Source organism: Microbacterium croceum (assembly GCF_023091245.1).
Taxonomy (GTDB): Bacteria; Actinomycetota; Actinomycetes; order Actinomycetales; family Microbacteriaceae; genus Microbacterium; species Microbacterium croceum.
Genome location: NZ_JAHWXN010000001.1, coordinates 2927661 through 2952578 on the forward strand (window position 1 = coordinate 2927661; position 24918 = coordinate 2952578).

General features: G+C 68.4%; 27 protein-coding genes and 1 tRNA gene. 7 read left to right on the forward strand and 21 right to left on the reverse strand.

Translation table 11 applies throughout. The features are described from left to right. The first annotated feature begins 33 nt into the window (after positions 1-33). Positions 34-666: a TetR/AcrR family transcriptional regulator gene (locus KZC51_RS13890; RefSeq protein ID WP_247630532.1), complete on the forward strand. Its 633-nt coding sequence runs from the start codon at positions 34-36 to the stop codon at positions 664-666. Positions 667-700: 34 nt separating this feature from the next. Here the strand turns inward: KZC51_RS13890 and KZC51_RS13895 are convergent, their stop codons facing one another. Continuing rightward, positions 701-1201 (reverse strand): hypothetical protein, encoded by a 501-nt coding sequence (locus KZC51_RS13895; RefSeq protein WP_247630533.1) that lies wholly within the window; start codon positions 1199-1201, stop codon positions 701-703. 200 nt (positions 1202-1401) lie between these two features. On the opposite strand from KZC51_RS13895, the gene KZC51_RS13900 reads away from it, so the two are divergent. Further along, a complete protein-coding gene (locus KZC51_RS13900; protein ID WP_247630534.1) occupies positions 1402-1605 on the forward strand; it encodes a hypothetical protein in 204 nt (67 codons plus the stop codon). A gap of 354 nt (positions 1606-1959) precedes the next feature. On the opposite strand, the gene KZC51_RS13905 is transcribed toward KZC51_RS13900, so the two are convergent. The 3 genes from KZC51_RS13905 to KZC51_RS13915 form a co-directional block, all read right to left on the reverse strand. Then, positions 1960-2625: a BON domain-containing protein gene (locus KZC51_RS13905; protein ID WP_247630535.1), complete on the reverse strand. Its 666-nt coding sequence runs from the start codon at positions 2623-2625 to the stop codon at positions 1960-1962. 279 nt (positions 2626-2904) lie between these two features. Then, a complete protein-coding gene (locus KZC51_RS13910; protein WP_247630536.1) occupies positions 2905-3153 on the reverse strand; it encodes a hypothetical protein in 249 nt (82 codons plus the stop codon). 294 nt (positions 3154-3447) lie between these two features. Beyond that, positions 3448-3524, reverse strand: a tRNA-Pro gene (locus KZC51_RS13915). Positions 3525-3631: 107 nt separating this feature from the next. Here KZC51_RS13915 and KZC51_RS13920 point away from each other — a divergent pair. From KZC51_RS13920 to KZC51_RS13940, 5 genes are read left to right on the forward strand one after another with little or no spacing between them, the layout of a single operon-like run. Further along, positions 3632-4216: a GNAT family N-acetyltransferase gene (locus tag KZC51_RS13920; RefSeq protein ID WP_247630537.1), complete on the forward strand. Its 585-nt coding sequence runs from the start codon at positions 3632-3634 to the stop codon at positions 4214-4216. Between the two features lie 22 nt (positions 4217-4238). Beyond that, positions 4239-4694, forward strand: coding sequence for a DUF2203 domain-containing protein (locus KZC51_RS13925; RefSeq protein WP_247630538.1), 456 nt, complete (start codon positions 4239-4241; stop codon positions 4692-4694). After that, positions 4691-5407: a lysoplasmalogenase family protein gene (locus tag KZC51_RS13930; protein ID WP_247630539.1), complete on the forward strand. Its 717-nt coding sequence runs from the start codon at positions 4691-4693 to the stop codon at positions 5405-5407. The genes KZC51_RS13925 and KZC51_RS13930 overlap by 4 nt, the downstream gene beginning before the upstream one ends. Then, on the forward strand, positions 5404-5790 hold the full coding sequence (locus tag KZC51_RS13935; RefSeq protein WP_247630540.1) for an RNA-binding S4 domain-containing protein: 387 nt from the start codon (positions 5404-5406) through the stop codon (positions 5788-5790). The genes KZC51_RS13930 and KZC51_RS13935 overlap by 4 nt, the downstream gene beginning before the upstream one ends. A gap of 38 nt (positions 5791-5828) precedes the next feature. Next, positions 5829-7271, forward strand: coding sequence for an HNH endonuclease signature motif containing protein (locus tag KZC51_RS13940; protein ID WP_247630541.1), 1443 nt, complete (start codon positions 5829-5831; stop codon positions 7269-7271). Between the two features lie 18 nt (positions 7272-7289). Here KZC51_RS13940 and KZC51_RS13945 read toward each other — a convergent pair whose 3' ends face one another. The 17 genes from KZC51_RS13945 to KZC51_RS14025 all read right to left on the reverse strand — a co-directional run bounded on the left by KZC51_RS13945 (position 7290) and on the right by KZC51_RS14025 (position 24785). Further along, positions 7290-8186 (reverse strand): NUDIX domain-containing protein, encoded by an 897-nt coding sequence (locus KZC51_RS13945; RefSeq protein ID WP_247630542.1) that lies wholly within the window; start codon positions 8184-8186, stop codon positions 7290-7292. Positions 8187-8246: 60 nt separating this feature from the next. Beyond that, positions 8247-9719: a ribosome biogenesis GTPase Der gene (gene der / locus KZC51_RS13950; RefSeq protein WP_247630657.1), complete on the reverse strand. Its 1473-nt coding sequence runs from the start codon at positions 9717-9719 to the stop codon at positions 8247-8249. Between the two features lie 40 nt (positions 9720-9759). Next, complete coding sequence (cmk, locus tag KZC51_RS13955; protein ID WP_247630543.1) at positions 9760-10494, reverse strand: (d)CMP kinase; 735 nt, start codon at positions 10492-10494, stop codon at positions 9760-9762. Beyond that, the gene (locus KZC51_RS13960; protein WP_247630544.1) at positions 10487-11620 is read right to left on the reverse strand and encodes a prephenate dehydrogenase; all 1134 of its coding nucleotides are present in this window, start codon (positions 11618-11620) and stop codon (positions 10487-10489) included. Before KZC51_RS13960 ends, cmk begins: the two co-directional genes overlap by 8 nt. After that, on the reverse strand, positions 11617-12411 hold the full coding sequence (locus KZC51_RS13965) for a pseudouridine synthase (RefSeq protein ID WP_247630545.1): 795 nt from the start codon (positions 12409-12411) through the stop codon (positions 11617-11619). Before KZC51_RS13965 ends, KZC51_RS13960 begins: the two co-directional genes overlap by 4 nt. Before the next feature lie 26 nt (positions 12412-12437). After that, the gene (gene scpB / locus KZC51_RS13970; RefSeq protein ID WP_247630546.1) at positions 12438-13049 is read right to left on the reverse strand and encodes an SMC-Scp complex subunit ScpB; all 612 of its coding nucleotides are present in this window, start codon (positions 13047-13049) and stop codon (positions 12438-12440) included. Further along, the gene (locus KZC51_RS13975; RefSeq protein ID WP_372491790.1) at positions 13039-13908 is read right to left on the reverse strand and encodes a segregation and condensation protein A; all 870 of its coding nucleotides are present in this window, start codon (positions 13906-13908) and stop codon (positions 13039-13041) included. Before KZC51_RS13975 ends, scpB begins: the two co-directional genes overlap by 11 nt. Next, positions 13892-14782 carry a ParA family protein gene (locus KZC51_RS13980; protein WP_247630547.1) on the reverse strand — a complete coding sequence of 297 codons (891 nt, stop codon included), beginning with the start codon at positions 14780-14782 and terminating at the stop codon, positions 13892-13894. The genes KZC51_RS13975 and KZC51_RS13980 overlap by 17 nt, the downstream gene beginning before the upstream one ends. Before the next feature lie 98 nt (positions 14783-14880). Next, positions 14881-15783, reverse strand: coding sequence for a site-specific tyrosine recombinase XerD (gene xerD, locus KZC51_RS13985; protein WP_247630548.1), 903 nt, complete (start codon positions 15781-15783; stop codon positions 14881-14883). A 2-nt stretch (positions 15784-15785) separates the two neighbouring features. Further along, a complete protein-coding gene (locus KZC51_RS13990) occupies positions 15786-16373 on the reverse strand; it encodes an NUDIX domain-containing protein (protein ID WP_247630549.1) in 588 nt (195 codons plus the stop codon). Beyond that, positions 16366-18081 carry a CTP synthase gene (gene pyrG / locus KZC51_RS13995; RefSeq protein WP_247630550.1) on the reverse strand — a complete coding sequence of 572 codons (1716 nt, stop codon included), beginning with the start codon at positions 18079-18081 and terminating at the stop codon, positions 16366-16368. Before pyrG ends, KZC51_RS13990 begins: the two co-directional genes overlap by 8 nt. Before the next feature lie 14 nt (positions 18082-18095). Next, the gene (gene recN, locus KZC51_RS14000) at positions 18096-19790 is read right to left on the reverse strand and encodes a DNA repair protein RecN (protein ID WP_247630551.1); all 1695 of its coding nucleotides are present in this window, start codon (positions 19788-19790) and stop codon (positions 18096-18098) included. Next, positions 19787-20707, reverse strand: a complete 921-nt coding sequence (locus tag KZC51_RS14005; RefSeq protein WP_247630552.1) for an NAD kinase — start codon at positions 20705-20707, stop codon at positions 19787-19789. Before KZC51_RS14005 ends, recN begins: the two co-directional genes overlap by 4 nt. Beyond that, complete coding sequence (locus tag KZC51_RS14010; protein ID WP_247630553.1) at positions 20704-21510, reverse strand: TlyA family RNA methyltransferase; 807 nt, start codon at positions 21508-21510, stop codon at positions 20704-20706. The genes KZC51_RS14005 and KZC51_RS14010 overlap by 4 nt, the downstream gene beginning before the upstream one ends. Next, positions 21507-21680 carry a hypothetical protein gene (locus KZC51_RS14015; protein ID WP_170198050.1) on the reverse strand — a complete coding sequence of 58 codons (174 nt, stop codon included), beginning with the start codon at positions 21678-21680 and terminating at the stop codon, positions 21507-21509. Before KZC51_RS14015 ends, KZC51_RS14010 begins: the two co-directional genes overlap by 4 nt. Positions 21681-21759: 79 nt before the next feature. After that, a complete protein-coding gene (locus KZC51_RS14020) occupies positions 21760-22809 on the reverse strand; it encodes an HAD-IIA family hydrolase (RefSeq protein WP_247630554.1) in 1050 nt (349 codons plus the stop codon). Then, on the reverse strand, positions 22809-24785 hold the full coding sequence (locus KZC51_RS14025; RefSeq protein WP_247630555.1) for a primosomal protein: 1977 nt from the start codon (positions 24783-24785) through the stop codon (positions 22809-22811). Before KZC51_RS14025 ends, KZC51_RS14020 begins: the two co-directional genes overlap by 1 nt. Positions 24786-24918: the final 133 nt, after the last annotated feature.

Sequence of the window (24918 nt, forward strand, 5' to 3'; positions counted from 1 at the left end):
TGAGTCGACTATACAGGTTGGTATACTCGACCCATGCTCACGTCCGTTCCCGAGCTCGCCCCGCTCACCCCCGGCGCCGCCCGCGTGCTCGACGCCGCCTCACGACTGTTCTACGAGCGCGGCATCCATGCCGTGGGCGTCGACACGATCGCCGAGACCGCAGGGGTCACCAAGAAGACGCTCTACGACCGATTCGGGTCGAAGGAGGCGCTGGTCATCGCGTATCTGCAGCACAGGGATGCGAAGTGGCGGGCGCATGTCGCCGACCACCTGTCCCGCATCCCCGCCCCCGGCACCGACCGCGTGCTGGCGATCTTCGATGCCGCGATCACCTGGTCCGACGATTACAGCCCCAAGGGCTGCAGCGCGATCAACGCCCGCGCCGAGATCGGCGACGGCCACGACGGCCACCCCGTGTTCCCCGAGGTGGCCAGGCAAAAGGTCTGGCTGCTCGACGTCTTCACCGACCTCTGCCGCGAGGCGGGGGTCGCGGACGCCGCAGCGATGGCGCGGGCGATGATGCTGCTCTACGAGGGCGCCATCGTCACGGTCGGGATGGAGACGTTCGCGCAGCCCTTCGAGGTGGCACGCGGGTTGGCACGCGGGCTGCTGACCGCTTCGGCGTCTTCCGCTTCACCGCTCTCCACCTGGAGCAGCTCGGCGTGACGTCCTCCTCGACGAGTCCCGGCGAGACGGAGCCTCACCGCAGGCCATCCTCGCAATCGCTGCCCGCGCGCGCTTCCCACCACAGCTCGTACTCCGGTCCGTCTCCCGCGTCCACGGTCCACGGAGGAAAGCGGACGTACTGCTCCATCGCGAGGCCCCACGACGCATCGGCCCTCGTCGAGCGGGGGTCGTCCGCGGGCAGATCGTCCTCCGTCGTCCACGATTCAGCCGGATGGCTCTTCGCCCAGTCGTAGATGAGTTGCCCCGTCTGGGACCAGTCTCGTGAGTTCATCGACTCGGCGATCGAGGCAGGCATCCGCAGCCGGTTCGGAGTCTTGTAGTCGTACGTGCAGGAGTATGTGCGCCCGTCATCTCCGACATAGCTCAAAGCGATCGTCACGTCGGTGGTGAAGCCGGGCCTGTGCACCAGGGCGAGCGCCGCCACGGTGATGACCGCGGCGGTCGCAGCGATCGCGACCACCCACCATGCGCGTCTCCGCCGCGTCGGCGAAGGTGTTCCGGACTCGATCGACATCAGAAGTCATCGTAGCGAGACCGGTGCGGCCCGGCCATTCCTCGCGCGTTCGGCCGGACGGGGTGACCCGTGGCGGTCGCCCCGAGGCGCCCCTGTCGCCGAAGCCGGCTGGTCCGACTGCAGGTGCCACGGGACGTTCGGCCTACCGGCTGTCGAGCTCTCGGGTCGATCCTGGTGCGATGGATGTGGAGGGGCCGGAGATGACCAGGGGCGGGCGTGGCGTCAGGGTGGTGGAGAGAAGCGGGGTGTGGGGCTTCTTCTTCCTATTGGCCTTCATCGGAGCGGCGATCTACTTCGCCTCGCAGTCCGACGGAAGATTCTGGACCGTCGTCCTCGGGCTCCTACAAGCGATCGTGTGGCCGGCCTATCTCGTCTACCACGTGCTCGAGTCGCTGGGTGTGTGATCGCCGCCCGGTGCCCCTGGGGCGGCGAAGAAGACGCGGACGAACGCCACGCGTGGCCGCGGGACCGAGCTCCGCGTGTCGGAGGGGAGGCCCGTGCAGGGCAGAACGAGGGGCGCCGTCCCGGGACGGCGCCCCTCTTGCGACCCCCGGGAAGCGGTGCGCCGTACCCGAATCGGCATGACACCGCCTCGAACCGGAGGGAGACCCGCGCCGAGGCCCCTCGGCTCACTCCGCCGCGATGCTCCTCGAGACCCGCGAAGCCGAACGAATGACCACAAGACACCCGGTCATCCGGGCGATCTGAGCGCGGAGGAAGCCGTCGCCGAACAGATCGTGTCGAATGCTCCCCATCTCTCAGTGGAGACTCACGTTGATCCGGTTGTCGACGTCGGTGACGTGCGGCGATGACCAGGCCGCGTCTTCGGCCTGGTGGCTCTCAGCCCACGACCGCACGGTGCCGGTGAGTGTGACTCTGCCACCGTCCACCTTGACGTGGATGTTCCGGGCATCGATCTGAGCGTGACGGGCGAGTGCGTTCGTGATGCGCTCGCTGGTGTCCGTTGCCGACGGACGGGCCTTCAGCGTGATCATGCTGTTGACGGTGTACACGCCCCGCAAGTACTGAACAGACCGTTTCGCCGCCTTCCGCTGGAAGTCCCAGTCGACCTCACCAGTGAGCGTGACATTGTGGTGATCGATTGAAGCATGCACGGTATCGGGAACGTTGGCTGCTCTCTCGAGCGCGCGTTCGACTTCTTTGGCGATGTCGGTCTCCGTGACAGGCCATGGCGCTCTCGGGTGCACGGTCAGGTTGTCGACGACGGCTCGAACACCGCGGACCCGGAAGGCGGCGCGCTTCGCAGCAAGACGCTCGGCGTAGGTGTCGACTTCTCCCGAGAGCGTGACGGCGCCGTCCTCCACAGCGACGCCGATGCCCGCGGAATCGACATCGGGGGTCCACTCGAGTTCATCGGTGACCAGCGTCTGCACATCGAGGTCGCGGTCTGTGGCAATGGTCATGAGACATGCTCCTTTCTGGCTTCTCTATCTGCGTGCCGACGGCACACAGATACAGTGCGTCGCCCGCGCGATCCACACCAGGGCCTTAGGTCCCACCTGCGACTCACCCGAGGCGGGGTGTGTTCACTGCTGCGAGAGCTGGCTCGACCCGCAAGCCCGCGTGGGCGAGGCACAAGCCGAGGTCGTCTACCTCACCTCGGGCGCCTCGAACGTGTACGCGAGCCGGGCGCTTGGGGACGGCGGTGAATGGTGCTGTGACATCAACGGCCGATCGGACGACTAGGGCGAGTCGTTGGTCGAGGGAGCGTCGGCGCCGCGCTGGAGCTGTTGGGCCAGCAAGGGCAGCTTTCTCAACCCGAGAAGCATCGCTACGGAGGCGAGACCCGGTCCGAGGGCTGTCCACCACATTCGGGCAGTTCTCTCTACGAACACAAAAGTGGCCACCATCGCGATCGTGACGACGAGCGCGAACACTCCGACGATCAGCATAAGCACCTGCTGGATTCTGAGCTTGCGGTCTTCGTTCATGACACGACTATGCACCGAGCAGCGATCGGGGCGACGACGAGGTGACCACGATGATCGGCTACCTCCGCGTCAGCAAGGGGAGCTTCCGCAACTGCGCGGACGGCAGCTCCTGGCGCGTCCGTCCGTCGAACGTCAGAGCGACGAATTTCCTGCCTGCTTCGATGAGGGCCTGTTCTCGCTTATCCACGAGGTCATCCTGGCAGAGCCTGTGGACAACAGGAGTCCTTTTGGAGCCCTTGGCGTTCCAGAACATGCAGAAGGCCCGGAGACTCTTGCGAGTTTCCGGGCCTTACCTGGTCGGGCTGACAGGATTTGAACCTGCGACCCCTTGACCCCCAGTCAAGTGCGCTACCAAGCTGCGCCACAGCCCGTTGTTCTGCACTCTCGCGCAGGCAACTCCCCTATCTTAGCCTGACCCGGCGGCGCTCCGCGAACCGGGCCGTTGCGAGTGTCGGACGCCCCGCGTAGCGTGCCGTGCATGGTGACGATCACGACCGAGGTGGCCACGGCGGCCCGTTGGGATGACGTGCAGCACGCCCTCACCGGCGGGGGCGACGGAGCGAGCTGCCAGTGCATCTGGCCAGTGCTGAGCAACAAGGACTGGAACCAGACGACCACTGCGCAGCGCACGCAGATGTTCCACGAGGAGATCGATGCGGGCCCGCCTCCCGGCATCGTGGCCTACGTCGACGGCGAAGCTGCCGGATGGATCCGTATCGGTCCGCGCACCCGCCAGGCCCGCATTCCACGCACCCGCATGATCGCCGCCGCGACCACCGAGCCGTTCGACGACGAGTCGGTGTGGGCCGTGACGTGCTTCGTGGTGCGCCGGGAACACCGCGGCACCGGACTCAACGGCGAACTCCTTCGCGCAGCCATCGACTACGCCCGCGAATCCGGTGCACGTTTGATCGAGGGCTACCCCGTCGACACGGCGGGCGAGAAGAAGCGCGCCAACGACCTGTTCCACGGCACGCTCAACACGTTCACCACCGTCGGCTTCATCGAGACGGCAGAACTGAAGCCAGGGCGCACACTCGTGACGATGGATCTGACCCGATGACCGTGACCACTAGCGTGGAGCCATGAGCGACGAGCATCCGACCATCGAGCACCCCGAACTCGGCACCTTCACTCGCGCGTCGACCGAGATGACCGACGGAACGGTGCTCACGCACGACTGGTACGTCGGTTCCGTGTCGTCGGACGGCGCGGAGCTCGAGCTCATGCTCGAGGCCACCACCCCTGAAGAAGCACGTGCCCTCCTCCCCCGCTTGCAGGCAGCAGTCTCCGACCTCTCCGCGCGTCGGCGGCGGGCATCGGATGCCGTCGTCACCGAGTTCAGCCAGGGCGAGCCCGAACCGTCTGAGCTCGACGATGCGGCCACCGATCTCACGCTCGAGACGATCGAGGTGGAAGCGGATGGCACCGTCATCCTCCACCTGACCGACACCTGCGGGACCCACTTCCCCGAGGGTTACTGGCCGGCCGTCCATTTCTGCGTAGACGGCGGCATCACACAAGTCACCGTCGAGTCGTGAGCACCTCCAGCGGGCGCGTGCGCCGACCATACGACGACGAGATGCGGCGCCGCGCCTCGGTCTCGCCGTTCGCCTGGTCATTCGCGCCGTACGTCGTCGTCTCGGTCACGCACGTCATCCTTCTGGCGACCGCAAGTCCTCTCGCGGGGCCGACGAAACTGCTGCTGATGCCTCTGCTCGCGATTCCGGTGGCCATCGCCGCGTCCCGGTTCAGACCGCGATCGTCGATGGTCCTCCTGCTCGCCGCGCTCCTGTTCTCCTGGTTGGGTGATAGCGCAGGCGCCCTGTTCCCGACCGCCCCCGAGCTGCCACTGATGCTCGGATTCTTCGGTATCGCGCATCTGGCATATATCGCGCTGTTCGCTCGCCACCTCGCGCAGCGCTCTTTCCCGTGGTGGGCGCTCGCCTACGCAGCCTGGTGGATCGGGATGCTCCTCGCGCTGGGCCCGCACACCGGCGGCCTCCTGATCGCCGTCGCCGTCTACGGACTCGTGCTCGCGGGCACCGCAGCCTTCTCCGCACGCTGCCATCCTTTGATCGCCACCGGTGGCGCCTTCTTCCTCGCGAGCGACACCATCCTCGCCTTCCGGCTCTTCCTCCCGGCTTCGCTGCCGGCGTGGAGCAGCCCGACGATCATGCTCACCTACACGTTGGGCCAAGGGCTGATCGTCACCGGTGCACTGTTCGTTCTGCGCAAGCGTGGCGTCGCATGACCGGGTCCGTACGCATCGACAGCTGGCTCTGGGCCGTGCGGGCCTACAAGACGCGGTCAGCGGCCACCACCGCATGCCGCGCCGGGCATATCCGGCTCAACGGCGACAAGGTCAAAGCCGCGCAACCTGTTCGTGTGGGCGACGAGGTGCGCGTGCGCATCTCCGGCTTCGACCGGATCCTCATCGTCCGCCAGTTGCTCGTCAAGCGCGTGGGGGCGCCCCTCGCCGCCCTCGCCTTCGACGACCGCACACCGGAACGCGAACCGCAGGCCGCCCTCGGACTGCGCGATCGTGGTGCCGGGCGACCCACGAAGCGGGAACGCCGCGACATCGACAAACTCCGCGGACGCAGCGCGCCGGACAGCAATATATTCTCAGATTAGTCCTTCCCGTATTCGAACATTTGTTCTAAACTGGGATCATGTCCGAAACTACCGATCCGCACCACGACCCCGAGGAGCGCCGTCGACTCCTCGACGAGTGGCTCGAGGTCCGGAGGCAGATCGCGACGCTGGAAGCCGCCTCGGCGGCGCTGCTCAGCGAGCGGGCACGTATCCACGACGACGATGTCACTGAGAGTCCCTACCACCGCGACGCGATCTACCGGTCGATGATCGCGGAATACTCGGCGGCCGGACACGTCTCGAAGGGGTCCATCGAGTTCGCATTCGCTGATGCGCAGGCGCTGAACGACTACTTCCCTGCCGTGCGCGAGGCGTTCACCCGAGGAGCGATCACCGCCGCCCACGTGCGCGAGATCGCCCGGGCGGGAGCCCTCGTGAGCGAAGCGGTGCGCAACGGCCGGGTGGATGCCACGACGCTCGCCCTCTTCGAGACCGCGGTCCTCGTCGTCGCCGAGGAAGACAGTCCAGCACGGACGCGCGCGCATGCGCGCCAGGTCGCCGCCGCACTCGTCGGCGAGTCGATCCGAGACCGCCATGCGCGCGCCGCAGAGGAGCGGTGCGTGCAGGTGCGCTCACTCGACGACGGTCTCGCCCTGCTGACCGCCGTGCTCCCGGAAGAGCTCGCCGTGGCGATCCAAGATCGGCTCACGCAGCTGGCTCGGCAGATCACTCGCACGCGCGCCGAACGGGTGCCTATCCTCGACCCCCTCGAGCCGGACGCAGAAGACCTCATTCGCCCCGAAGACATCGCGCTCGACGATCCCTCGTTCGCGATCTTCGGCGAGTCTGACACCTTCACGACCGATCCGCTCGCGGGACTCACCGATCCCCTCGACGACCCCGCGCACAGTGATGACGTCGAGCACCTCCCCGCCGATACCCGCACACTCGATCAGATCCGCGCAGACGTCTTCACCGACCTCCTGCTCGCCTCAGACCCCGACGAGGCGCACGGCAGCGGACTCGACAACATCCAGGCCCGCATCCAGGTCACCGTCGCCGCCACCGCACTCGCCGGCATCGATGATCGCATGGCCGAGCTCGACGGCCACGGCCCCCTCCACCCCGACATCGCCCGGGAGCTCGCTGGGCGCAACACCGGCTGGAGCAGGCTCTTTCTCGACGCCGAGGGCATGGTCACCGAGGCCGACACCTACACGCCGACCGAGGGGATGCGCCGGTTCCTCCGCGCCCGCGACCAGCACTGCCGATTCCCCGGATGCCGCATGCCGGTGCACCGCTGCGAGATCGACCACAACCATGACCATGCCAGAGGCGGTAGAACCAGGCTCGACAACCTGAGCCACTTCTGCACAGGTCATCATGCGCTCAAGCATCCCGACATCGATGAGCGACACCGATGGAGCGCTCATGCGCGCTCTGACGGGAGCATCGTCTGGATCAGTCCGCTGGGCAACGAGTATCAGGACCGGCAACCACGACGAGTGATGTTCGTCTGAGCGGAACCGAGCGCGAGCTCAGTCCGAGAGCAGGCCGCGCAACCAGCCGGCGGATTGCACGCGGACACCGATCTCCTCGACACGGGCGCGGAGTCCGCGGTCGCTTGTGATGACGAGCACGGCCTGTCCCCCGGCCACCCGTCGTGACGCCTCTTCGACGATCGCATCGTCACCCGACGCTGCCGCGCGGACGACGTCGATGCCGTCAGCCGCATCCTCCAGGGCACGGGCCTGACCTTCGACGACGAGCGCGACCTGTGGGAACCACTGCGTGCCTCCCACCCCGAACGCGTCGGCCGGCGCTGCAAGACCGGCGAGTTCTGCACGCAGACGTCCGGCGGCACCGGCGCGATCCTTCCACCATCCATCCGGCACCGAACCCACCACGTTCGCGGCGTCGATGACGAGCGAAGGGCGCACAGCGAGCAGAGAACGCAACGTCGGCCACGCACTCCCGAACCCCGGGTGCAGCGGCCGAGCATCGACCTCGTCGATCGGCACCCATTCGAGGGCCACGCTCTCGGGGTCGCTGATCACCGGATCGAACGGCACCTGCACATCGGCGATCACGGTCGTGTACGACCAGATCTCGAGGTCCAGCACACTGGTCAGCCGGGGACGCACCGCACCGTCGGGCACACCGGCTTCCTCCTGCGCCTCGCGCAGCGCACCGGTGATGGCGCTCTCGCCCTCATGCAGCGCACCACCGGGCAGACCCCAGGTGCCGCCGAAGTGGCTCCACGCCACCCGGTGCTGCAGCAGCACACCGCGATCGGCGTCCACGACCAGCAGACCGGCGGCGCCGAAGCGCCCCCAGTACCGCTCACCGGAATCAGCGATCACCCAGGCATCGCCCGGATCACGCGGCCCCGAAGGACGACGGGGCTCACCGGGGGCTGGAGGAACGATCGTCACTCCCCCAGCCTTTCACAGCATCGGCGACACGGCATCCGGACGGTCATAGACCGGAACAGGTCAGCGCTGGCGCTTCTCGCGCACCCGCATGTTGATCACGATCGGGGTGCCGTCGAACTCGTACAGCTCGCGCAGGCGGCGCTGGATGAACCGGCGGTACCCCGGGTCGAGGAACCCGGTGGTGAACAGCACGAACGTCGGCGGACGCGTCGAGGCCTGTGTGCCGAACAGGATGCGCGGCTGCTTGCCACCACGCAGCGGGTGCGGGTGCTCGGCCACGAGCTCAGCGAGGAACGCGTTGAACTTGCCCGTCGGGATACGGCGATCCCAGTTCTCGAGCGCGGTCTCGAGCGCCGGCACCAGCTTGTCGAGGTGACGACCGGTCTTGGCCGAGATGTTCACACGAGGCGCCCATGCGACGTGCGCGAGGTCCTGCTCGATCTCGCGCTCGAGGTAACGACGACGGTCGGCGTTCTCGAGGTCGTCGTCGTTCAGACGATCCCACTTGTTGAACGCGAGCACGAGCGAGCGGCCCGACTCCAGCACCAGGTCGATGATGCGCACGTCCTGCTCGCTGATCGTCTCGGAGACGTCGAGCACCACGACGGCGACCTCCGCCTTCTCGAGCGCGGCAGAGGTACGCAGCGAGGCGTAGAAGTCCGCGCCCTGCGCCATGTGCACGCGACGACGGATGCCGGCCGTGTCGACCAGGCGCCACAGCTTGCCTCCGAGCTCCACGATCTCGTCGACCGGGTCGCGCGTGGTGCCGGCGAGCTCGTTCACGACGACGCGCTCTTCGCCCGCCGCCTTGTTCAGCAGCGAGGACTTTCCGACGTTCGGGCGACCGAGGATCGCGACGCGGCGCGGTCCACCGATCTCGGCCTTCGCGACGGCAGAGATCTCGGGAAGCTTCTTCAGCAAGGCATCGAGCAGGTCGGCGACACCGCGACCGTGGATCGCGGACACCGGGTGCGGCGCACCGAGACCGAGGCTCCACAGGGCTGCGGCTTCCGGCTCCTGGCGTGCGTCGTCGATCTTGTTCGCGACGAGGAACACCGGCTTGCCGCTCTTGCGCAGCAGCTTCACGACGTGCTCATCGGTCGACGTGGCGCCGACCATCGCGTCGACGACGAACAACACGACGTCGGCGAGATCGATCGCGACCTCAGCCTGCATCGCGACCGAGCGGTCGATGCCGCGGGCGTCGGGCTCCCACCCGCCGGTGTCGACGAGCGAGAATCGGCGGTCCGCCCACTCGGCCTTGTACGTCACGCGGTCGCGGGTGACACCGGGGGTGTCCTCCACGACGGCCTCGCGACGGCCGAGGATGCGGTTCACCAGCGCGGACTTGCCGACGTTCGGCCGTCCGACGATCGCGACGACGGGCAGCGCCGGCATGAACTGGATGCCGTCCTCGCCCATCGTGATGCCGGCGAGGAGCGCGGCATCCTCGTCGTCCAGGTCGTAATCGGCGAGACCTGCGCGCAGGGTCTCCGCGCGCTGCTCGGCGAGCTGCTCATCGAGCTGCTCCATCTTCTCGGCGAGCTGGTCAGGGCCGCCTTCGTATTCGTCGTCAGCCACGGTGTGCTCCTCGGAGTCGTTCGATCACCGTGAGCACGGCGTCGATGGTCTGGGGGAAATCGAGCTCCGTCGAATCGACGACCTCGACGCCTTCTGCGGCGTTCAGGAAGTCGACGACGGCGCTGTCGGAGGCGTCACGCTTGTGCAGGGCAGCGGCGACGGCATCCGCGTTCTCGCCGGCGAGCTCGCCGGCGCGTCGGGCGGCGCGCACCTCGGGCGCCGCGGTGAGCAGGATGCGCACGGGCGCATCGGGAGCGACGACCGTGGTGATGTCACGGCCCTCGACGACGACGGCAGGATACGGCGCCTCGGCGACGAGCGTGCGGAACAGCTCGTTCACCTGCGCGCGTACCTCCGGAACGCGGGCGACACCGCTCACAGCGCCGGACACCCGCGGCTCGCGGATCGCGTCGGTGACATCGACATCGCCCACACGCACGGTGCGGTCGTCGGGGTCGAGTCCGAGACGCACCGGGAAGTCGGATGCTGCCGCGATGACGGCGTCGGCGTCTGCCGTGTCCGCCCCGCGGTCGAGCACGTGCCAGGCGAGCGCGCGGTACGCGGAGCCCGTGTCGAGGTAGCCGAAGCCGAGCGCGCGCGCGACGGCCTTGGAGACGCTCGACTTGCCCGATCCGGCGGGGCCGTCGATCGCGATGAAGTCGGTGGTGGCCTGGGCTCCCGCGGTTGTCGCCGCGTGGGCCCCTGCGCGTGTCGAAGGGTCAGTCATTCGTGGTCCCCGCAATCCGCCAGCCGCGCTCCTGCAGGCCCGAGATGGCGCCGTGCAGGGCGGCCGGCTCGACGCTGATCTCGGCGAGGCCGAACTGGGCGCCGGGAGAGTGCTCCAGGCGCAGGTCCTCGACGCTGACGCCGAGGTCACCAAGGTCGCCGAAGAGGCGACCGAGTTGTCCCGCTCTGTCGTCGACCATGACGATGAGCGATTCGAAGCGCTGGTTCTGGCCGTGCTTGCCGGGGAGACGCTCGACACCGTCGTTGCCGTGTCGGATGGTCTCGGCGACCACGCGCCGCGCTCCCGGAGCGGTCGGCTCGCGCAGCGCATCGGAGACCTCGCGCAGGTCGGCGGCGAGGGAATCCAGGATCTCCACCACCGGACCGGCGTTGGCGCCGAGGATCTGCACCCACAGCTCCGGAGCGGAGGCGGCGATGCGGGTGGTGTCGCGCACGCCCTGACCGGAGAGGCGCAGCGCGCCCTCCTCGGCCTCGGCGAGACGACCGGCGAGCAGACTCGCGACGACCTGCGGCACGTGCGAGGTGAGCGCGACGGACCGGTCGTGCTCCTCCGGCGTCATCTCGAGGGGCATCGCGCCGACATCGAGGGCGAGTGCCTCCACCAGTGCGAGGTCGGCTGCAGCGGTCTCGCCGTCGCGGCAGACCACCCACGGGCGTCCGATGAAGAGGTCGGCACGCGCGGAGATCGCTCCTCCACGCTCACGACCCGCGAGCGGGTGGGACCCGATGTAGCGCGCGAGGTCAACGCCTCGCGACTGCAGCTCTCGGAACGGCTCCAGCTTCACACTGGCGACATCGGTGACGACAGCGTCGGGGAAGCGGGCGAGCTCGGCTTCGATCACATCGGCGGTCACGTCGGGCGGCACGGCCACCACGATCAACGAGGGCCGGTCGTCGTCCGCCGCTGCGCGCCCGGCGCCGTAGTCGATCGCGAGACGCAGCTGCGCAGGAGATGAGTCGGTGAGCACGACATCCACGCCCTTGGCACGCAGCGCGTGGCCGATGCTGGCGCCGAGCAGGCCCGCGCCGACGACGCGGACGGTGCCCGAGAGTCGCGGCACGACGGACACCCCCTGCCGCCCGGAGGGCACGCTCGTATCGGTCACTCGTTCTCCTGCTCGCCTGGCGCCTCGGCGACACCGGAATCACGGCGCGACAAGGTCAGAAGCGCGCCGAGTTCAACTTTACTCAGTTCCCGGGTCTTCCCCGCCGGGAGCGTTCCCAGGTGCAGCGGACCGAACTGCCGACGCACCAGTTCGGAGACAGGATGCCCGACGGCGGCGAGCATCCGTCGCACGATGCGGTTGCGGCCCGAGTGCAGCGTCAGCTCGACCAGGCTGGAGTCGCGGGATGTGTCGAGCAGCCGCGCCTTGTCGGCCGCGATCTCGCCGTCTTCGAGCTCGATGCCCTTGGTCAGCTTCGCGATCGTCTGCGCGGTGACGGTGCCTTCGACCTTTGCGATGTAGACCTTGGTGACGCCGAACGACGGGTGGGCGAGCACGTGCGCGAGCTCGCCGTCATTGGTGAGGATGAGGAGTCCGCTGGTGTCCGCATCCAGGCGACCGACGTTGTAGAGGCGCTCTTCGTAGTCCTCGGTGAAGCGGCGCAGATCGGGCCGGCCGTTCTCGTCACGCATGCTGCTGACGACGCCGGTCGGCTTGTTCAGCATCACGTAGCGCTTGGAGACGTCGAGCTGGATCGCGCTGCCGTCGACGTCGACCTTGTCGGTCTCCGGGTCGATGCGACGGCCCAATTCGGTCACGGTGACGCCGTTGACGCGGATGCGCCCCTCCACGATGTACTGCTCGACGACGCGTCGAGAGGCGACTCCGGCCGCAGCCAGCACCTTCTGGAGTCGGACGCCTTCGGGAGCGTCGGGGTTCTCGGAGTCGTTCATCGGGTGGGTCCCTTCATGGAAACCGGTCATCGGATGGTGCCCTCGTCGAAGCCGTCGGCGCCATCGTCGAGCAGAGGGGAGATCGGGGGGAGTTCGTCGAGCGAGTTGATGCCGAGGTGCTGCAACAGCGCATCGGTCGTGCCGTAGTTGATCGCGCCGGTCTCGGAGTCGGCGAAGAGTTCGGTGATGAGGCCGCGGGCGAGGAGCGTGCGGACGACGGAGTCCACGTTCACCGCACGGATCGAGGCGACCTGGCTGCGCGTGACCGGCTGCTTGTACGCGATGACCGCGAGCGTCTCGAGCGCTGCCTGCGAGAGTCGGGCCGGCGCCTGTCCCCCGACGAACTCGGCGACCAGGTCGTCATGGTCGTCGCGGACGTACAGTCGCCACCCGCCGCCGACCTCGCGCAGCTCGAACCCGCGGCGCGGACCGTGGCCGCGCCCGTCGTAGTCCTCGACCAGCGTCTCGATCGTCTGCCGCACGGCGGGCACGGGCGATCCGACGGCGGCCGCCAGCGCGACCAGCCCGATGGGCTCGTCGATGATCAGCAGGATCGCCTCGATGCGCTCGGCGAGCGGGGTGTCGCGGACGGTGTCTTCGCTCGCGGTCGCTGAGCCTGTCGAAGTGTCATCGGTCATAGTCGGCTCCCAGGCTCGCCAGTGTCTCGTCCGACCAGGTGTCGGCTGCCCAGCGGAGCGTCAGCTCGCCGAGCGGTTCCAGTTGTTCGAAAGAGAGCGCCGCATGGCGGTACAGCTCCAGCACCGAGATGAAACGGGCCACCACGATCCCGGGCTCGCTCACCCCCGCGACGAGCTCGCGGAAGCTGACGGACTCGGCGCTGCGAAGCAGGGTGACGACGATCGCCGCCTGTTCGCGGATGCTGACCAGCGGCGCGTGCAGATGGTCGAGGCCGACGTGCGGCAGTTCCTTGGGGGCGAAGGCGAGCAGGGCGAGGGCGGCGAAGTCCTCGACGCTCAGCGACCACACCAGTTCCGGCGTCTTGCGGCGGTGCTTCTCATCCAACCGCACCGCGCGCACGTGGCGACGATCCTCACGCTGCAGGCACCGGGCGAACCACGCCGATACCTCTTTGAAGGCACGGTACTGCAGCAGCCGGGCGAACAGCAGGTCGCGCGCTTCGAGCAGCGCCACGGCTTCGGCGTCCACGAGCTCGCCCTGCGGCAGGAGCCCGGCGACCTTCATGTCGAGCAGAGTCGCGGCGACCACGAGGAACTCGGACGCCTGGTCCAGCTCCTCGTCGTCATCGAGCTCCTTGAGGTACGCGATGAACTCGTTGGTCACAGCGCTGAGCGACACCTCTGTGATGTCCATCTCGTGCTTGGAGATGAGGTTCAGCAGCAGATCGAAGGGCCCGTCGAAGTTCGACAGGGAGACGCGGAATCCGTCGGCGGCGGGCTCCGGCGCGTCTTGCACGGAGGCCACGGAAGCGACGGCCGTGTCGGCCTCAGGGGTGCTCTCGTCAGGCGACGGCGCCACGGGCGACCAGCTCCCGCGCCAGCCGCAGGTATGCCTGGGCGGCGGCGTGCTCCGGCGCGAACTCGGTGATGGGCACCCCCGAGACCGAGGCGTCCGGGAACTTCACGGTGCGGCCGATCACGGTCTCGAGCACGTCGTCGCCGAACGCCTCGACCACGCGCTCCAGCACCTCGCGCGAGTGCAGCGTGCGCGGGTCGTACATCGTCGCCAGCAGCCCATCCATGGTGATGGAGGGGTTGAGGCGGTCGCGCACCTTGTCGATCGTCTCGATCAGCAGCGCGACGCCGCGCAGCGCGAAGAACTCGCACTCGAGCGGGATGATCACGCCGTGCGCCGCGGTGAGCGCGTTCACCGTGAGGATGCCGAGCGAGGGCTGGCAGTCGACCAGGATGACGTCGTACTCCCCCGCAACCTGGCGGAGCACCCGGGCGAGGATCGTCTCACGGGCGACCTCGTTGACGAGATGCACCTCAGCTGCGGAGAGGTCGATGTTCGCGGGCATGACGTCGAGACCCTCGACGCTGGAGTGCACGATCGCGTCGTGCGCGTCGCGCTTCGTGTCGAGCAGGAGGTCGTAGATCGTCGGCACGTCGTGCGTCGGAATGCCGAGACCGGCCGACAGCGCGCCCTGCGGATCGAAGTCGACCGCGAGCACCTTGCGCCCGTACTCCGCGAGAGCCGCAGCGAGGTTGATGGACGTCGTCGTCTTTCCGACGCCGCCTTTCTGGTTGCACAGGGCGATGATGCGCGCCGGGCCGTGGGACTTCAGCGGCGGAGGCGTCGCGAACCCGTGATAGGGACGACCGGTCGGTCCGAGGGGTGTCTCGTCGGCCTTCTGTGCCTTCGCCCTGGACTTTGCCGCTTTCTCAGCCACCGATTCTCCTGCTCCTTCGTGCTTGATCGATTGTAGCGGCCACCCCTGTCCGAGTCCTTCCGGCGCGCGGCGGTCACCACCACCCGGGCGTGCCGGGCTCAGCGGGCGCGGGGGTGCGAGGTGGCGTAGATGTCGCGCAGCGTGTCGACAGACACGTGCGTGTAGATCTGCGTGGTCGCCACCGACGCGTGCCCCAGGAGCTCCTGCACCACGCGCACGTCCGCGCCGCCCTGCAGGAGGTGCGTCGCGAAGGAGTGCCGTAGCGTGTGCGGCGACACCTCGGCGGTGATCTGCGCGCGCTCCGCGGCGGCGCGGATGATGAGCCACGCGCTCTGCCGGGAGAGCGGCGCTCCCCGCGCGCCCAGGAACAGTCGCGCAGACGAACGCCCTGCTGCAGCGAGCTGCGGACGCACCCGGGTCAGATAGGCATCGACGGCGGAGCGGGCATAGGAGCCGATCGGGACGATGCGCTCCTTCGAGCCTTTTCCGCGCAACCGCAGCACATCACCGTGGGCGAGGTCGTCGACGTCGAGTCCCACCGCCTCCGACACTCGCGCGCCCGTCGCGTACAGCAGCTCGAGCAGCGCTCGGTCGCGGATGCCGAGCGGCTCCTCGGGAGATGGGGCGGACAGGAGACGTTCGACCTGGTCGATGGTCAGTGCCTTCGGGAGCCGTCGGGGCGACTTTGGCGGACGCAGCCGACCACTCGGATCGTCGTCCTCGATGCCCTCACGCGCCAGGAAGCGATGCCACCCCCGCACAGAGGACTGCAGCCGGGCAAGGCTGGATGCTGCCGGCGGCGGTTCGGCACCGGCGCGCTCCGCGATGAACCGACCGACGATCGCCGGCGTCACCTCGGCGGTATCCGTCACGCCTTCGGCATCCAACCACTCCACGTACCCGCCGAGGTCGCGGCGATACGCCGAGACTGTGTGCACGCTCAGCCCTCGCTCGATCGTGACATGCCTCAGGTACGAGTCGAGCGCCCGTTCGAGCTGCATCCTCAGCTCCGGTCGCGCAGCCTCAGCGAGGTCGCGAGCACTCCGAGAGACAGGATGCCGTTGCGCATGCGACCGGTGAGCACCGCGTCCACGGCCGCATCGAGCGGCACCCATTCCACACGGATGTCGGCTTCCTCGTCTTCACGCGCATGCGCTGCAGGTGCCGCGCTGACGCCGGTGGCGAGGAAGATCTGGATCAGCTCGTCGTTGCCCCCCGGCGTCGTCCACGACGACACGAGCGGTTCCCAGTGTGCGGCGACCAGGTCGGCCTCCTCCGCGAGTTCGCGGCGGGCGGCCTCCAGCGCCTCCTCCCCCGCGATATCGAGCAGCCCCGCGGGCAGCTCCCAGTCACGGTGGCGGATCGGATGCCGGTACTGCTGGATGAGCAGCACACGCTCCTGCGCATCTAGCGCGACGATCGCGACGGCACCCGTGTGTGCGACGTACTGGCGGCGGATCTCACCTTCGCCGTAACGCACACGGTCATCCCGCACGTCCCATACCGCGCCCTGGAAGACCAGGTCGCTGCTGACGACCTCGGGCGCGAACGGTTCGTCGCGCAGTTCGTCGAACGGGGAGGACTCAGGCATCGGCGCTGACGTCGAACAGCTCGCTTGCGCGGTGCCGCTCGATCGCCGCACCGACGAGTCCGCGGAACAGCGGGTGCGGGTCGGTCGGGCGCGAACGCAGCTCCGGGTGCGCCTGGGTCGCGATGTAGTACGGATGCACGTCGCGCGGCAGCTCGACGTACTCGACGAGGTCGAGCTCGGGGTTCAGCCCGGAGAACACCAGACCGGCGTCACAGAGACGGTCGCGGTAGGTGTTGTTGACCTCGTAGCGGTGGCGGTGACGCTCGGATGCTTCGGCGGAGCCGTACAGTTCGCGGGCCAGCGAGCCCTCGGCGAGAGCGGCCTGGTACAGACCGAGGCGCATCGTGCCGCCCAGGTCGCCGCCGTCGAGGATCTCGATCTGCTCGGCCATCGTCGCGATGACCGGCTCTGCGGTCTCAGGGTCGAACTCGGTCGAGGAGGCTCCGGCGATACCTGCGACGTCGCGGGCGTACTCGATCACCATGCACTGCAGTCCCAGGCAGAGTCCGAGAGTCGGGATGCCCTGCTCGCGGGCGAACTTCAGCGCGCCGAGCTTGCCCTCGATGCCGCGGATGCCGAAGCCGCCGGGCACGCAGATGCCGTCGAGCTCCGAGAGCTGCTCCTGCGCCCCCTCCGGCGTCTCGCACAGATCGGACGGGATCCAGCGGATGTTGACCTTGGTCTCCTGCGCGAATCCCCCGGCCTTGAGCGCCTCGGTCACCGAGAGGTACGCGTCGGGCAGGTCGATGTACTTGCCGACCAGGCCGATCGTGACCTCGTGCTTGGGGTTGTGGACCGCGTGCAGCACCTTGCTCCAGCGCGTCCAGTCGACGTCGGCCGCTGCCTTCTGGTCGAGACCGAGGCGACGCACGATGTACGAGTCGAGTCCCTGATCGTTCAACGTCGACGGGATGTCGTAGATGCTGGGCAGGTCGACCGTGTTGATGACGCCCTCGACGTCGACGTCGCACATCAGTGCGATCTTGTTGCGGTTGCTCTCGCTCACCGGGCGATCGCTGCGCAGCACCAGGGCGTCCGGCTGGATGCCGACCTGGCGGAGGGCGGCGACCGAGTGCTGGGTCGGCTTGGTCTTCTGCTCGCCGGAGGCGCCCATGAACGGCACGAGCGACACGTGCACGAAGAACACGCTGTCGCGGCCGAGCTCGTGGCGCAGCTGGCGGGCGGACTCGAGGAACGGCTGGGACTCGATGTCGCCGACCGTGCCGCCGACCTCGGTGATGATGACGTCCGGACGCGGCTCCTCGGAGGCCTGCAGGCGCATGCGTCGCTTGATCTCGTCGGTGATGTGCGGGATGACCTGCACGGTGTCGCCGAGGTACTCGCCGCGGCGCTCGCGCGCGATGACCTGCGAGTAGATCTGGCCGGTCGTGACGTTCGCCGCCTCGGACAGGTTGATGTCGAGGAATCGCTCGTAGTGGCCGATGTCGAGGTCGGTCTCGGCCCCGTCATCCGTGACGAAGACCTCGCCGTGCTGGAACGGATTCATCGTGCCGGGATCGACGTTCAGATACGGATCGAGCTTCTGCATCACGACGCGCAGGCCGCGGGCGGTGAGAAGGTTGCCCAGGCTGGCCGCAGTCAGTCCCTTACCCAGAGACGAGACGACACCACCGGTGACGAAGATGTGCTTCGTCGTGAAATCGCGCTGCGTGGTGTCGTTCTTGGGTCCCGCTACAGAAGAGTTCATCACGGGCTTCAATCCTAACAGTTCGCGGAGGCGCCGAGACTGAGAAGTTCTCGGGCGTGGGTGAGGGCGGCGTCCGAATCAGTCAATCCGGACAGCAGACGAGCCATCTCCGCCTCGCGCTCGGCGCCTGCCAGACGCCGGACACTCGAGGCGGTGACGGCCCCATCGTTGGCTTTCACGACGGAGAGATGGTTCGTGGCGAAGGCGGCGACCTGGGCGAGATGGGTGACCGCGATGACTTGGGACTTCTCGGCGAGTCGGGCGAGTCGTCGTCCGACCTCGATCGCCGCGGCACCGCCGATGCCGGCGTCGACCTCGTCGAACACGAAGGTGGGTACGGGATCCGTGCCGGCGATGACGACCTCGATCGCCAGCATCACCCGGGAGAGCTCTCCCCCGGATGCGCCCTTCGCGACCGAGCGCGGTTCGGCCCCCGGATGCGGGGCGAGCAGGATCGAGACGTCGTCGCGTCCGTGCGCGCTCTCGGCCCCTGCGGAGACAGAGACCTCGAGCCGAGCATCCGGCATCGCGAGCGCGTGCAGCTCCTCAGTCACCTCGGCGCCGAGTCGCGTCGCCGCCGCGGTGCGGGCGGCCGTGAGTGCGTCCGCGTGCGCGTCGAGCTCGACGCGCACGGCGTCGCGTTCCGCGATCAGGCGATCGACGCGGTCGCCGTCGTCGTCGAGTTCGGCGAGACGGGCCGAGCCCGATTCCCACAGCGCGATCGCGTCATCGAGCGATCCGTGCGCGCGGATCAGCACGCTCAGGGCGGCACGCCGTTCCTCGACGGTGGCGAGCTCGTGCGGTCCGCTCTCATCGAGGTCGGCGAGGTAGGCCGAGAGCTGCCCCGCGGCATCGGCGATGCGATAGCCGATGTCGGCCAACACCGTGGCGATCTCGGTGAGCGTTGCATCGGACGACCGCTCCAGCACCCGTCGCGCCTCGGCGATCGCGGCGGTCGCATCGGGTTCGTCCTCTTCGTTCGAGAGCGCGGCGTGCGCCTGGGAGGCTGCAAGGCGGAGCTCCTCCGCATTCGCGAGCCGCTCTGCCCGAACCGCGAGCTCCTGGTCCTCCCCCGCCTCGGGGGCCGTGGCCTCGATCAGGGCGAGTTCGTCACGCAGCCGGGAGGCTTCTTCGGCTCGGCGGTCTCGGTTGCCGGTGATCTCGGCGATCTCCGAATCGAGCTCCTTCCAGCGCGTGAAGGACTCGGTGTAGCGGGCGAGAGCGGAGGCGATGGGAGCGCCGCCGAACCTGTCGAGTGCGTCACGCTGCGCCGCGGCTGAGCGTAGGCGGAGCTGCTCCGACTGTCCGTGCACCACCACGAGCTCTTCGGCGAGAGCGGACAGCACGCCCGCCGGTGCCGCACGCCCGCCGACGCTGGCACGACTGCGGCCCTCGGCGCTCAGGGTGCGCGAGACGTAGAGCTCCGCGTTGCCGGCGTCGGCGGGTTCGAGCTCTCCCCCGGCATCCGTCACGATGTCGGCGACGTCGCCTGTCTCGGGAACGATCCATACTCCGGCGACCGAGGCCTGCGACGCCCCCGCGCGCACGGCGCCGGAGTCCGCTCGTTGTCCGAGCAGCAGCCCCAGACCGGTGACGACCATGGTCTTGCCCGCGCCGGTCTCTCCGGTGATGGCGGTGAATCCAGGCCCGAGTGGAAGCACGGCATCGGCGATCACACCGAGCCCCTGCAGCCGCATCTCCTCGATCATGACTGCTTCCCCGGGTCCTGCCCGCGCCAGCCTTCCACGGGCAGCTGGAACTTGCGCACGAGGCGATCGGTGAACGCGGTGGGGTGCAGTCGCGCCAGCCGCACCGGGCGCGATGAACGGCGGGCCACGACACGGGCGCCCGGCGGGAGGTCGTGTGAGCGCCGACCGTCGCACCAGAGGATGCCGGACCCATCGGTGCGTTCGAGCATCTCGATAGCGACCGAGGCGTCGGGACTGACGACCAGCGGCTTGGCGAACAGCGCGTGTGCCGACAGCGGCACGACCGCGATCGCCTCGACGCTGGGCCAGATCACCGGTCCCCCGGCAGAGAAGTTGTAGGCGGTGGAGCCGGTCGGGGTCGAGATGACCATGCCGTCGCACCCGAAGCTCGACAGTGGACGGCCGTCGATCTCCAGCACGACCTCGATCATGCGTTCGCGGCTGGCCTTCTCGACCGTCGCCTCGTTCAGCGCCCAGGTCTCGTACACGACTGCGCCATCGGCATCCTTGACGCGCACGGAGAGCGCGAGTCGCTCCTCGACCTCGTAGTCGCGGGCGATGACGCGGCGTACCGCGGCATCCATGTCGTCGCGATCGATCTCGGCGAGAAAGCCGACGTGCCCCATGTTGATACCCAGCACCGGAGCGCCGGTGTCGCGCACCAGCTCCGCCGCGCGCAGGATGGTGCCGTCACCGCCCAGGACGATCGCGAGCTCCAGGTCGGCAGGGTCCACGGTCGCGCCCAGGACGTCGACGTCGGCGAAGGCCGCGTCCACTGCGGCGAGCTCGGTACGGTCATCAGCGGCCAGCACGGGACGCGCGCCGGCTCCGCGTAGCGCATCCACGACCCGACGGGCGGCCTCGACGGTGTCGACGCGGCCGGCGTGTGCGACGACCAGGATGTTCCGCGCGTTCATCGTCCTCCTGCCAACGCGTTGATGCGATCCAACCATTCTGTCGGATTGCTGCCTCGGCCCGGCGCGAGATGCACCAGATACTCGGCGTTGCCGTGCGTGCCCAAGATCGGTGACGGAAGGATGCCGAGCATGCCGAGCCCCGCGTCCCACGCACTCCAGACGGTGCGAGCAACCGCGTCAGCGCGGGTGGTCGGGTCGGTGACCAGTCCCCCGCGCACAGCAGTGCGCCCCACCTCGAACTGCGGCTTCACCAGGAGCACGATGTCCACCTCTGCGTCGGCGGCGTTCGCCACCGCGGCGATGGCCGGAAGCACGAGCTCCAGGGAGATGAAGGAGAGGTCGCCGACGATGAGGTCCGGAGTGAGGGGCTCCCCCGTCACGCCCGTCAGGTTCTCGGGAGTCATGTATCGGACGTTGTAGCCCTCGACGGAGACGACACCCGGATCGGCGGCGATGACCGCGGCCAGTTGATCGTGGCCGACATCGACGGCGAGCACCCGACGGGCACCACGCTCGCGGAGCACCTGGGTGAAGCCGCCGGTGGATGCACCCAGGTCGAGAGCCAGTCGGTCTGCGGCAGAGATGCCGAACCCGTCGAGCGCAGCGATCAGCTTGTGCGCGGCCCGCCCGACGTAGTGATCGGCACCCGCAACGGTGATCTCGGCGTCATCGGAGACCGCGGTGGACGCCTTCACGATCTGCCGGCCGTTCACGCTGACGAGACCTTCGGAGATGAGGGTGGCGGCGTGTGTCCGTGAGCGGGCGATACCCCGCGCGGCGAGGGCGGCGTCGAGTCGCGTCATCGGGGCGCCGGAGTCTCGCGCTGATCGAGCTTCGCGCCGCTGTCGAGGCGGCGGGACAGCTCGTCGTGCAACGCGGAGTACGCATCGGCACGCGCGGGCAGCGGTTGTCCTTCGATCAGACGCAGACGACTCCACAGGCCGTCGGTCGGCGCACTCGTCTCTTCACTCACGCTTCTACTGTACGCGGCGCCTCGGACAGGCGATGGCGCCACGACGGGGCCGGCTCAGCGTGCGTGTGAGGGATGTCCGTCATGGACGGTGGAACGGATCCTCGTAGAGTCTTTCCGGCACCCGCAGGACGAACACAGGCGTTCCCGATGCCCAGATCGCAGCGGCGCCGGCACGGAGCAGATCGATCTGCTCACCGGACTCCGCGACGATCTCCACATCCGCTCCGGTGACGCGCACCGCCGCCCCGTTCACCGAGAAGACGCCATCCTTCTCGACGGCCTCGGGGTACGGACGATGAAGGTCGCGCAAGTCAGCGAGGATGTAGGTGGGACGCGACCCCTCGGGCGCCGCCAGCACATGCTTCGGTCGGTCGATCCCGGTGAGCACCAGTGCGGAGTCGATGCCGACCCGGCACGCGCCCATGATGTCAGTGTCGAGCCGGTCGCCGATGAACAACGCCTTGGTCGCGCCGAATCGAGCGAGCGCCTCTTCGAAGATCGGCGCCTCGGGCTTTCCGGCGACGGTGGCCAAGCGGCCGATCGCCGTGTGCACCGCGGACACGAGCGTGCCGTTGCCGGGCGCCACGCCCCGCTCGCGGGGAATCGTCCAGTCGGTGTTGGTGGCGATCCAGGGGATGCCGCCTTCGTCCTCCGGCACCTTCAGCGCGAAGGCGGCCTCGGCCAGATCCGTCCAGGCGACCTCGGGAGCGAACCCCTGCACGACCGCGCTCGGCGCATCCTCGGCGCTGCGGGTGACGGTGTACCCGGCCTTCTCGACCTCGTCCACCAGACCGTCGCCGCCCACCACGAGAATCGTGGCCGGCGCGGGCAGGATCCCCGCGAGGAGGCGCATCGCCGCCTGCGGACTGGTGACGACATCAGAGGCGCTGACCTCGAGCCCCAGGCTGCTGAGGTGCGCGGCGACGGATGCGTCGGTACGCGCCGCATTGTTGGTGATGTACCCGAGGCGGGCGGACCTGCCTGCCGCGTTGAGACTCTCGACCGCGAAGGGAAGTGCTCCCGGGCCGGCGTAGACCACCCCGTCCAGATCGGCGAGGACCGTGTCCACGCCGGCGAGCGGCGTGGACGGGGTGGAAGATCCGGACCGAGCGCGGGAGAACAGCCCCATTACGCGTCCCGCTCCGTGGCCTCGGTCCCGGAGTCGGCGGCGTCTGCATCTGCATCGATCTCGCCGAGGAGCTCGCGCACCTCGTCTTCGACCGTGGGCTCCGGCTTCAGCGCGTCGGTGTCGACTCCCTCGGAGGCTACCTCGTCCTCGTCGTCTCCCTTGTCCTCGTCCGCGGATTCGGGCTCGGTGACAGAGTCGCCGGCTGCGGAGCCGTCGGCTGAGGACTCGACGTCGAAGAACTCGTCCTCGATCAGACCGTCCTCGACGATGAGCTCCTCGTCGCCGGCCTCGTCGACGCCGAGAGCCTCAGCGGCGACCTCGGCGCGATGGGCCCAGAATGCCGCTTCTTCATCACGACCGAGGTCTTCGAGGACCGCGGCGCGTGCCGCGAAGAGAGCGGGGCTCCACTCGAAGGCGCGATCGGGGTCGAGCTCGGGGATCTCGAGCTCGCCGAGCGCGAGCTCCAGGTCGCCCTGGTCGAGACGCGCCCCGGACATGGCGATCGCCAGAGACACGCGGACCGGAGTGGGCAGTGAGGAGCGGTCGACAGCACGACCGGTCTCGAGCGCGCGATCCGGGCGTCCGATCCCGCGTTCGCTGTCCACCATGAGGGCGATCTGGTCATCCTTGCCGGAGATACGACGGTATGTGCGCAACTCACGCAGCGCCAGTGCGAAGTCCTCGTTGGCGTAGGCGGTGATGCCGAGCGTCTCACGCACGATGGCGATGCGACCGGCACGGCGAGAAGCGGCCAGAGCATGCTCGTGAGCGAGGGCGGGGTCCTCGTCGATCAAACGCGACGCCATGGCGAGATGCCGCGCGACGACATCTGCGTTCTCCTTGCTCAGCGTCTTGAGCTCATTGCGAGCGGACGTGTGCAGATCGCGGGCCGTGACATCATCGGGAATGAGCGGGTCGTTCGAACGAGGACGCTCACTGGCCGCCTGTACCGGACGCTCACGGCCTGCTCCCCCGCGCTGCGGGAACGAACGCGCACGATCGCGGTCGCCACCCTCGCGGCGGGGCGCAGAGTCGCGGTTGTAGCTGCCGGACCGGTTGTCGTCGCGACGGGGTGCGGAGTCACGGTTGTAGCTTCCGCCCTCACGACGCGGGGCAGAGTCGCGGTTGTAGCCGCCAGAGCGGTTGTCGTCGCGACGCGGAGCGGAATCGCGGTTGTAGCTTCCGCCCTCACGACGCGGGGCAGAGTCGCGGTTGTAGCCGCCAGAGCGGTTGTCGTCGCGACGCGGAGCGGAATCGCGGTTGTAGCTTCCGCCCTCACGACGAGGTGCAGAGTCACGGCTGTACCCGCCAGACCGGTTGTCGTCGCGACGAGGTGCCGAGTCGCGGTTGTAGCCACCAGAGCGGTTGTTGTCGTCGCGACGCGGAGCCGAGTCGCGGTTGTAGCTTCCGCCCTCACGACGAGGTGCAGAGTCACGGTTGTAGCCACCAGAGCGGTTGTTGTCGTCGCGACGCGGAGCGGAATTGCGGTTGTAGCCACCAGAGCGGTTGTCGTCACGACGCGGAGCGGAATCGCGGTTGTAACTTCCGCCCTCACGACGAGGTGCCGAGTCACGGCTGTACCCGCCAGACCGGTTGTCGTCGCGACGAGGTGCCGAGTCACGGCTGTAGCCACCAGAGCGGTTGTCGTCACGACGCGGAGCAGAGTCACGGTTGTAGCTCCCGCCCTCACGACGCGGGGCAGAGTCGCGGTTGTAGCCACCAGAGCGGTTGTCGTCGCGACGCGGCGCAGAGTCGCGGTTGTAACTTCCGCCCTCACGACGAGGTGCAGAGTCGCGGTTGTAGCCACCAGAGCGGTTCTCACCATTACGGCGCGGAGCAGAATCGCGGCTGTACCCGCCACCCTCACGACGCGCAGCGCCGTCCCGGCTCGATGCGGGACGACCACCGGAGGGGCGCTGACCGCGCGATCCACTGTCGTCGTTGCGACGCGGACGGCGCTGTTCCTCTTCCGGCATGATGCTCCCTGTTGTATTTCGTGTAAAACGCAAAATGGCCACCCATCGATGGGTGGCCATTTGCTTAAAAGAAGTCCGGCGGTGTCCTACTCTCCCACAGGGTCCCCCCTGCAGTACCATCGGCGCTGTGAGG

Coding starts and splice junctions, on each gene's coding strand:
- KZC51_RS13890 (WP_247630532.1), top strand. CDS start 34: ATGCTCACGTCCGTTCCCGAGCTCGCCCCGCTCACCCCCGGCGCCGCC.
- KZC51_RS13895 (WP_247630533.1), bottom strand. CDS start 1,201: ATGTCGATCGAGTCCGGAACACCTTCGCCGACGCGGCGGAGACGCGCA.
- KZC51_RS13900 (WP_247630534.1), top strand. CDS start 1,402: ATGACCAGGGGCGGGCGTGGCGTCAGGGTGGTGGAGAGAAGCGGGGTG.
- KZC51_RS13905 (WP_247630535.1), bottom strand. CDS start 2,625: ATGACCATTGCCACAGACCGCGACCTCGATGTGCAGACGCTGGTCACC.
- KZC51_RS13910 (WP_247630536.1), bottom strand. CDS start 3,153: ATGAACGAAGACCGCAAGCTCAGAATCCAGCAGGTGCTTATGCTGATC.
- KZC51_RS13920 (WP_247630537.1), top strand. CDS start 3,632: ATGGTGACGATCACGACCGAGGTGGCCACGGCGGCCCGTTGGGATGAC.
- KZC51_RS13925 (WP_247630538.1), top strand. CDS start 4,239: ATGAGCGACGAGCATCCGACCATCGAGCACCCCGAACTCGGCACCTTC.
- KZC51_RS13935 (WP_247630540.1), top strand. CDS start 5,404: ATGACCGGGTCCGTACGCATCGACAGCTGGCTCTGGGCCGTGCGGGCC.
- KZC51_RS13940 (WP_247630541.1), top strand. CDS start 5,829: ATGTCCGAAACTACCGATCCGCACCACGACCCCGAGGAGCGCCGTCGA.
- der (WP_247630657.1), bottom strand. CDS start 9,719: ATGGAGCAGCTCGATGAGCAGCTCGCCGAGCAGCGCGCGGAGACCCTG.
- cmk (WP_247630543.1), bottom strand. CDS start 10,494: ATGACTGACCCTTCGACACGCGCAGGGGCCCACGCGGCGACAACCGCG.
- KZC51_RS13965 (WP_247630545.1), bottom strand. CDS start 12,411: ATGAACGACTCCGAGAACCCCGACGCTCCCGAAGGCGTCCGACTCCAG.
- scpB (WP_247630546.1), bottom strand. CDS start 13,049: ATGACCGATGACACTTCGACAGGCTCAGCGACCGCGAGCGAAGACACC.
- xerD (WP_247630548.1), bottom strand. CDS start 15,783: ATGCAGCTCGAACGGGCGCTCGACTCGTACCTGAGGCATGTCACGATC.
- KZC51_RS13990 (WP_247630549.1), bottom strand. CDS start 16,373: ATGCCTGAGTCCTCCCCGTTCGACGAACTGCGCGACGAACCGTTCGCG.
- pyrG (WP_247630550.1), bottom strand. CDS start 18,081: ATGAACTCTTCTGTAGCGGGACCCAAGAACGACACCACGCAGCGCGAT.
- recN (WP_247630551.1), bottom strand. CDS start 19,790: ATGATCGAGGAGATGCGGCTGCAGGGGCTCGGTGTGATCGCCGATGCC.
- KZC51_RS14005 (WP_247630552.1), bottom strand. CDS start 20,707: ATGAACGCGCGGAACATCCTGGTCGTCGCACACGCCGGCCGCGTCGAC.
- KZC51_RS14010 (WP_247630553.1), bottom strand. CDS start 21,510: ATGACGCGACTCGACGCCGCCCTCGCCGCGCGGGGTATCGCCCGCTCA.
- KZC51_RS14020 (WP_247630554.1), bottom strand. CDS start 22,809: ATGGGGCTGTTCTCCCGCGCTCGGTCCGGATCTTCCACCCCGTCCACG.
- KZC51_RS14025 (WP_247630555.1), bottom strand. CDS start 24,785: ATGCCGGAAGAGGAACAGCGCCGTCCGCGTCGCAACGACGACAGTGGA.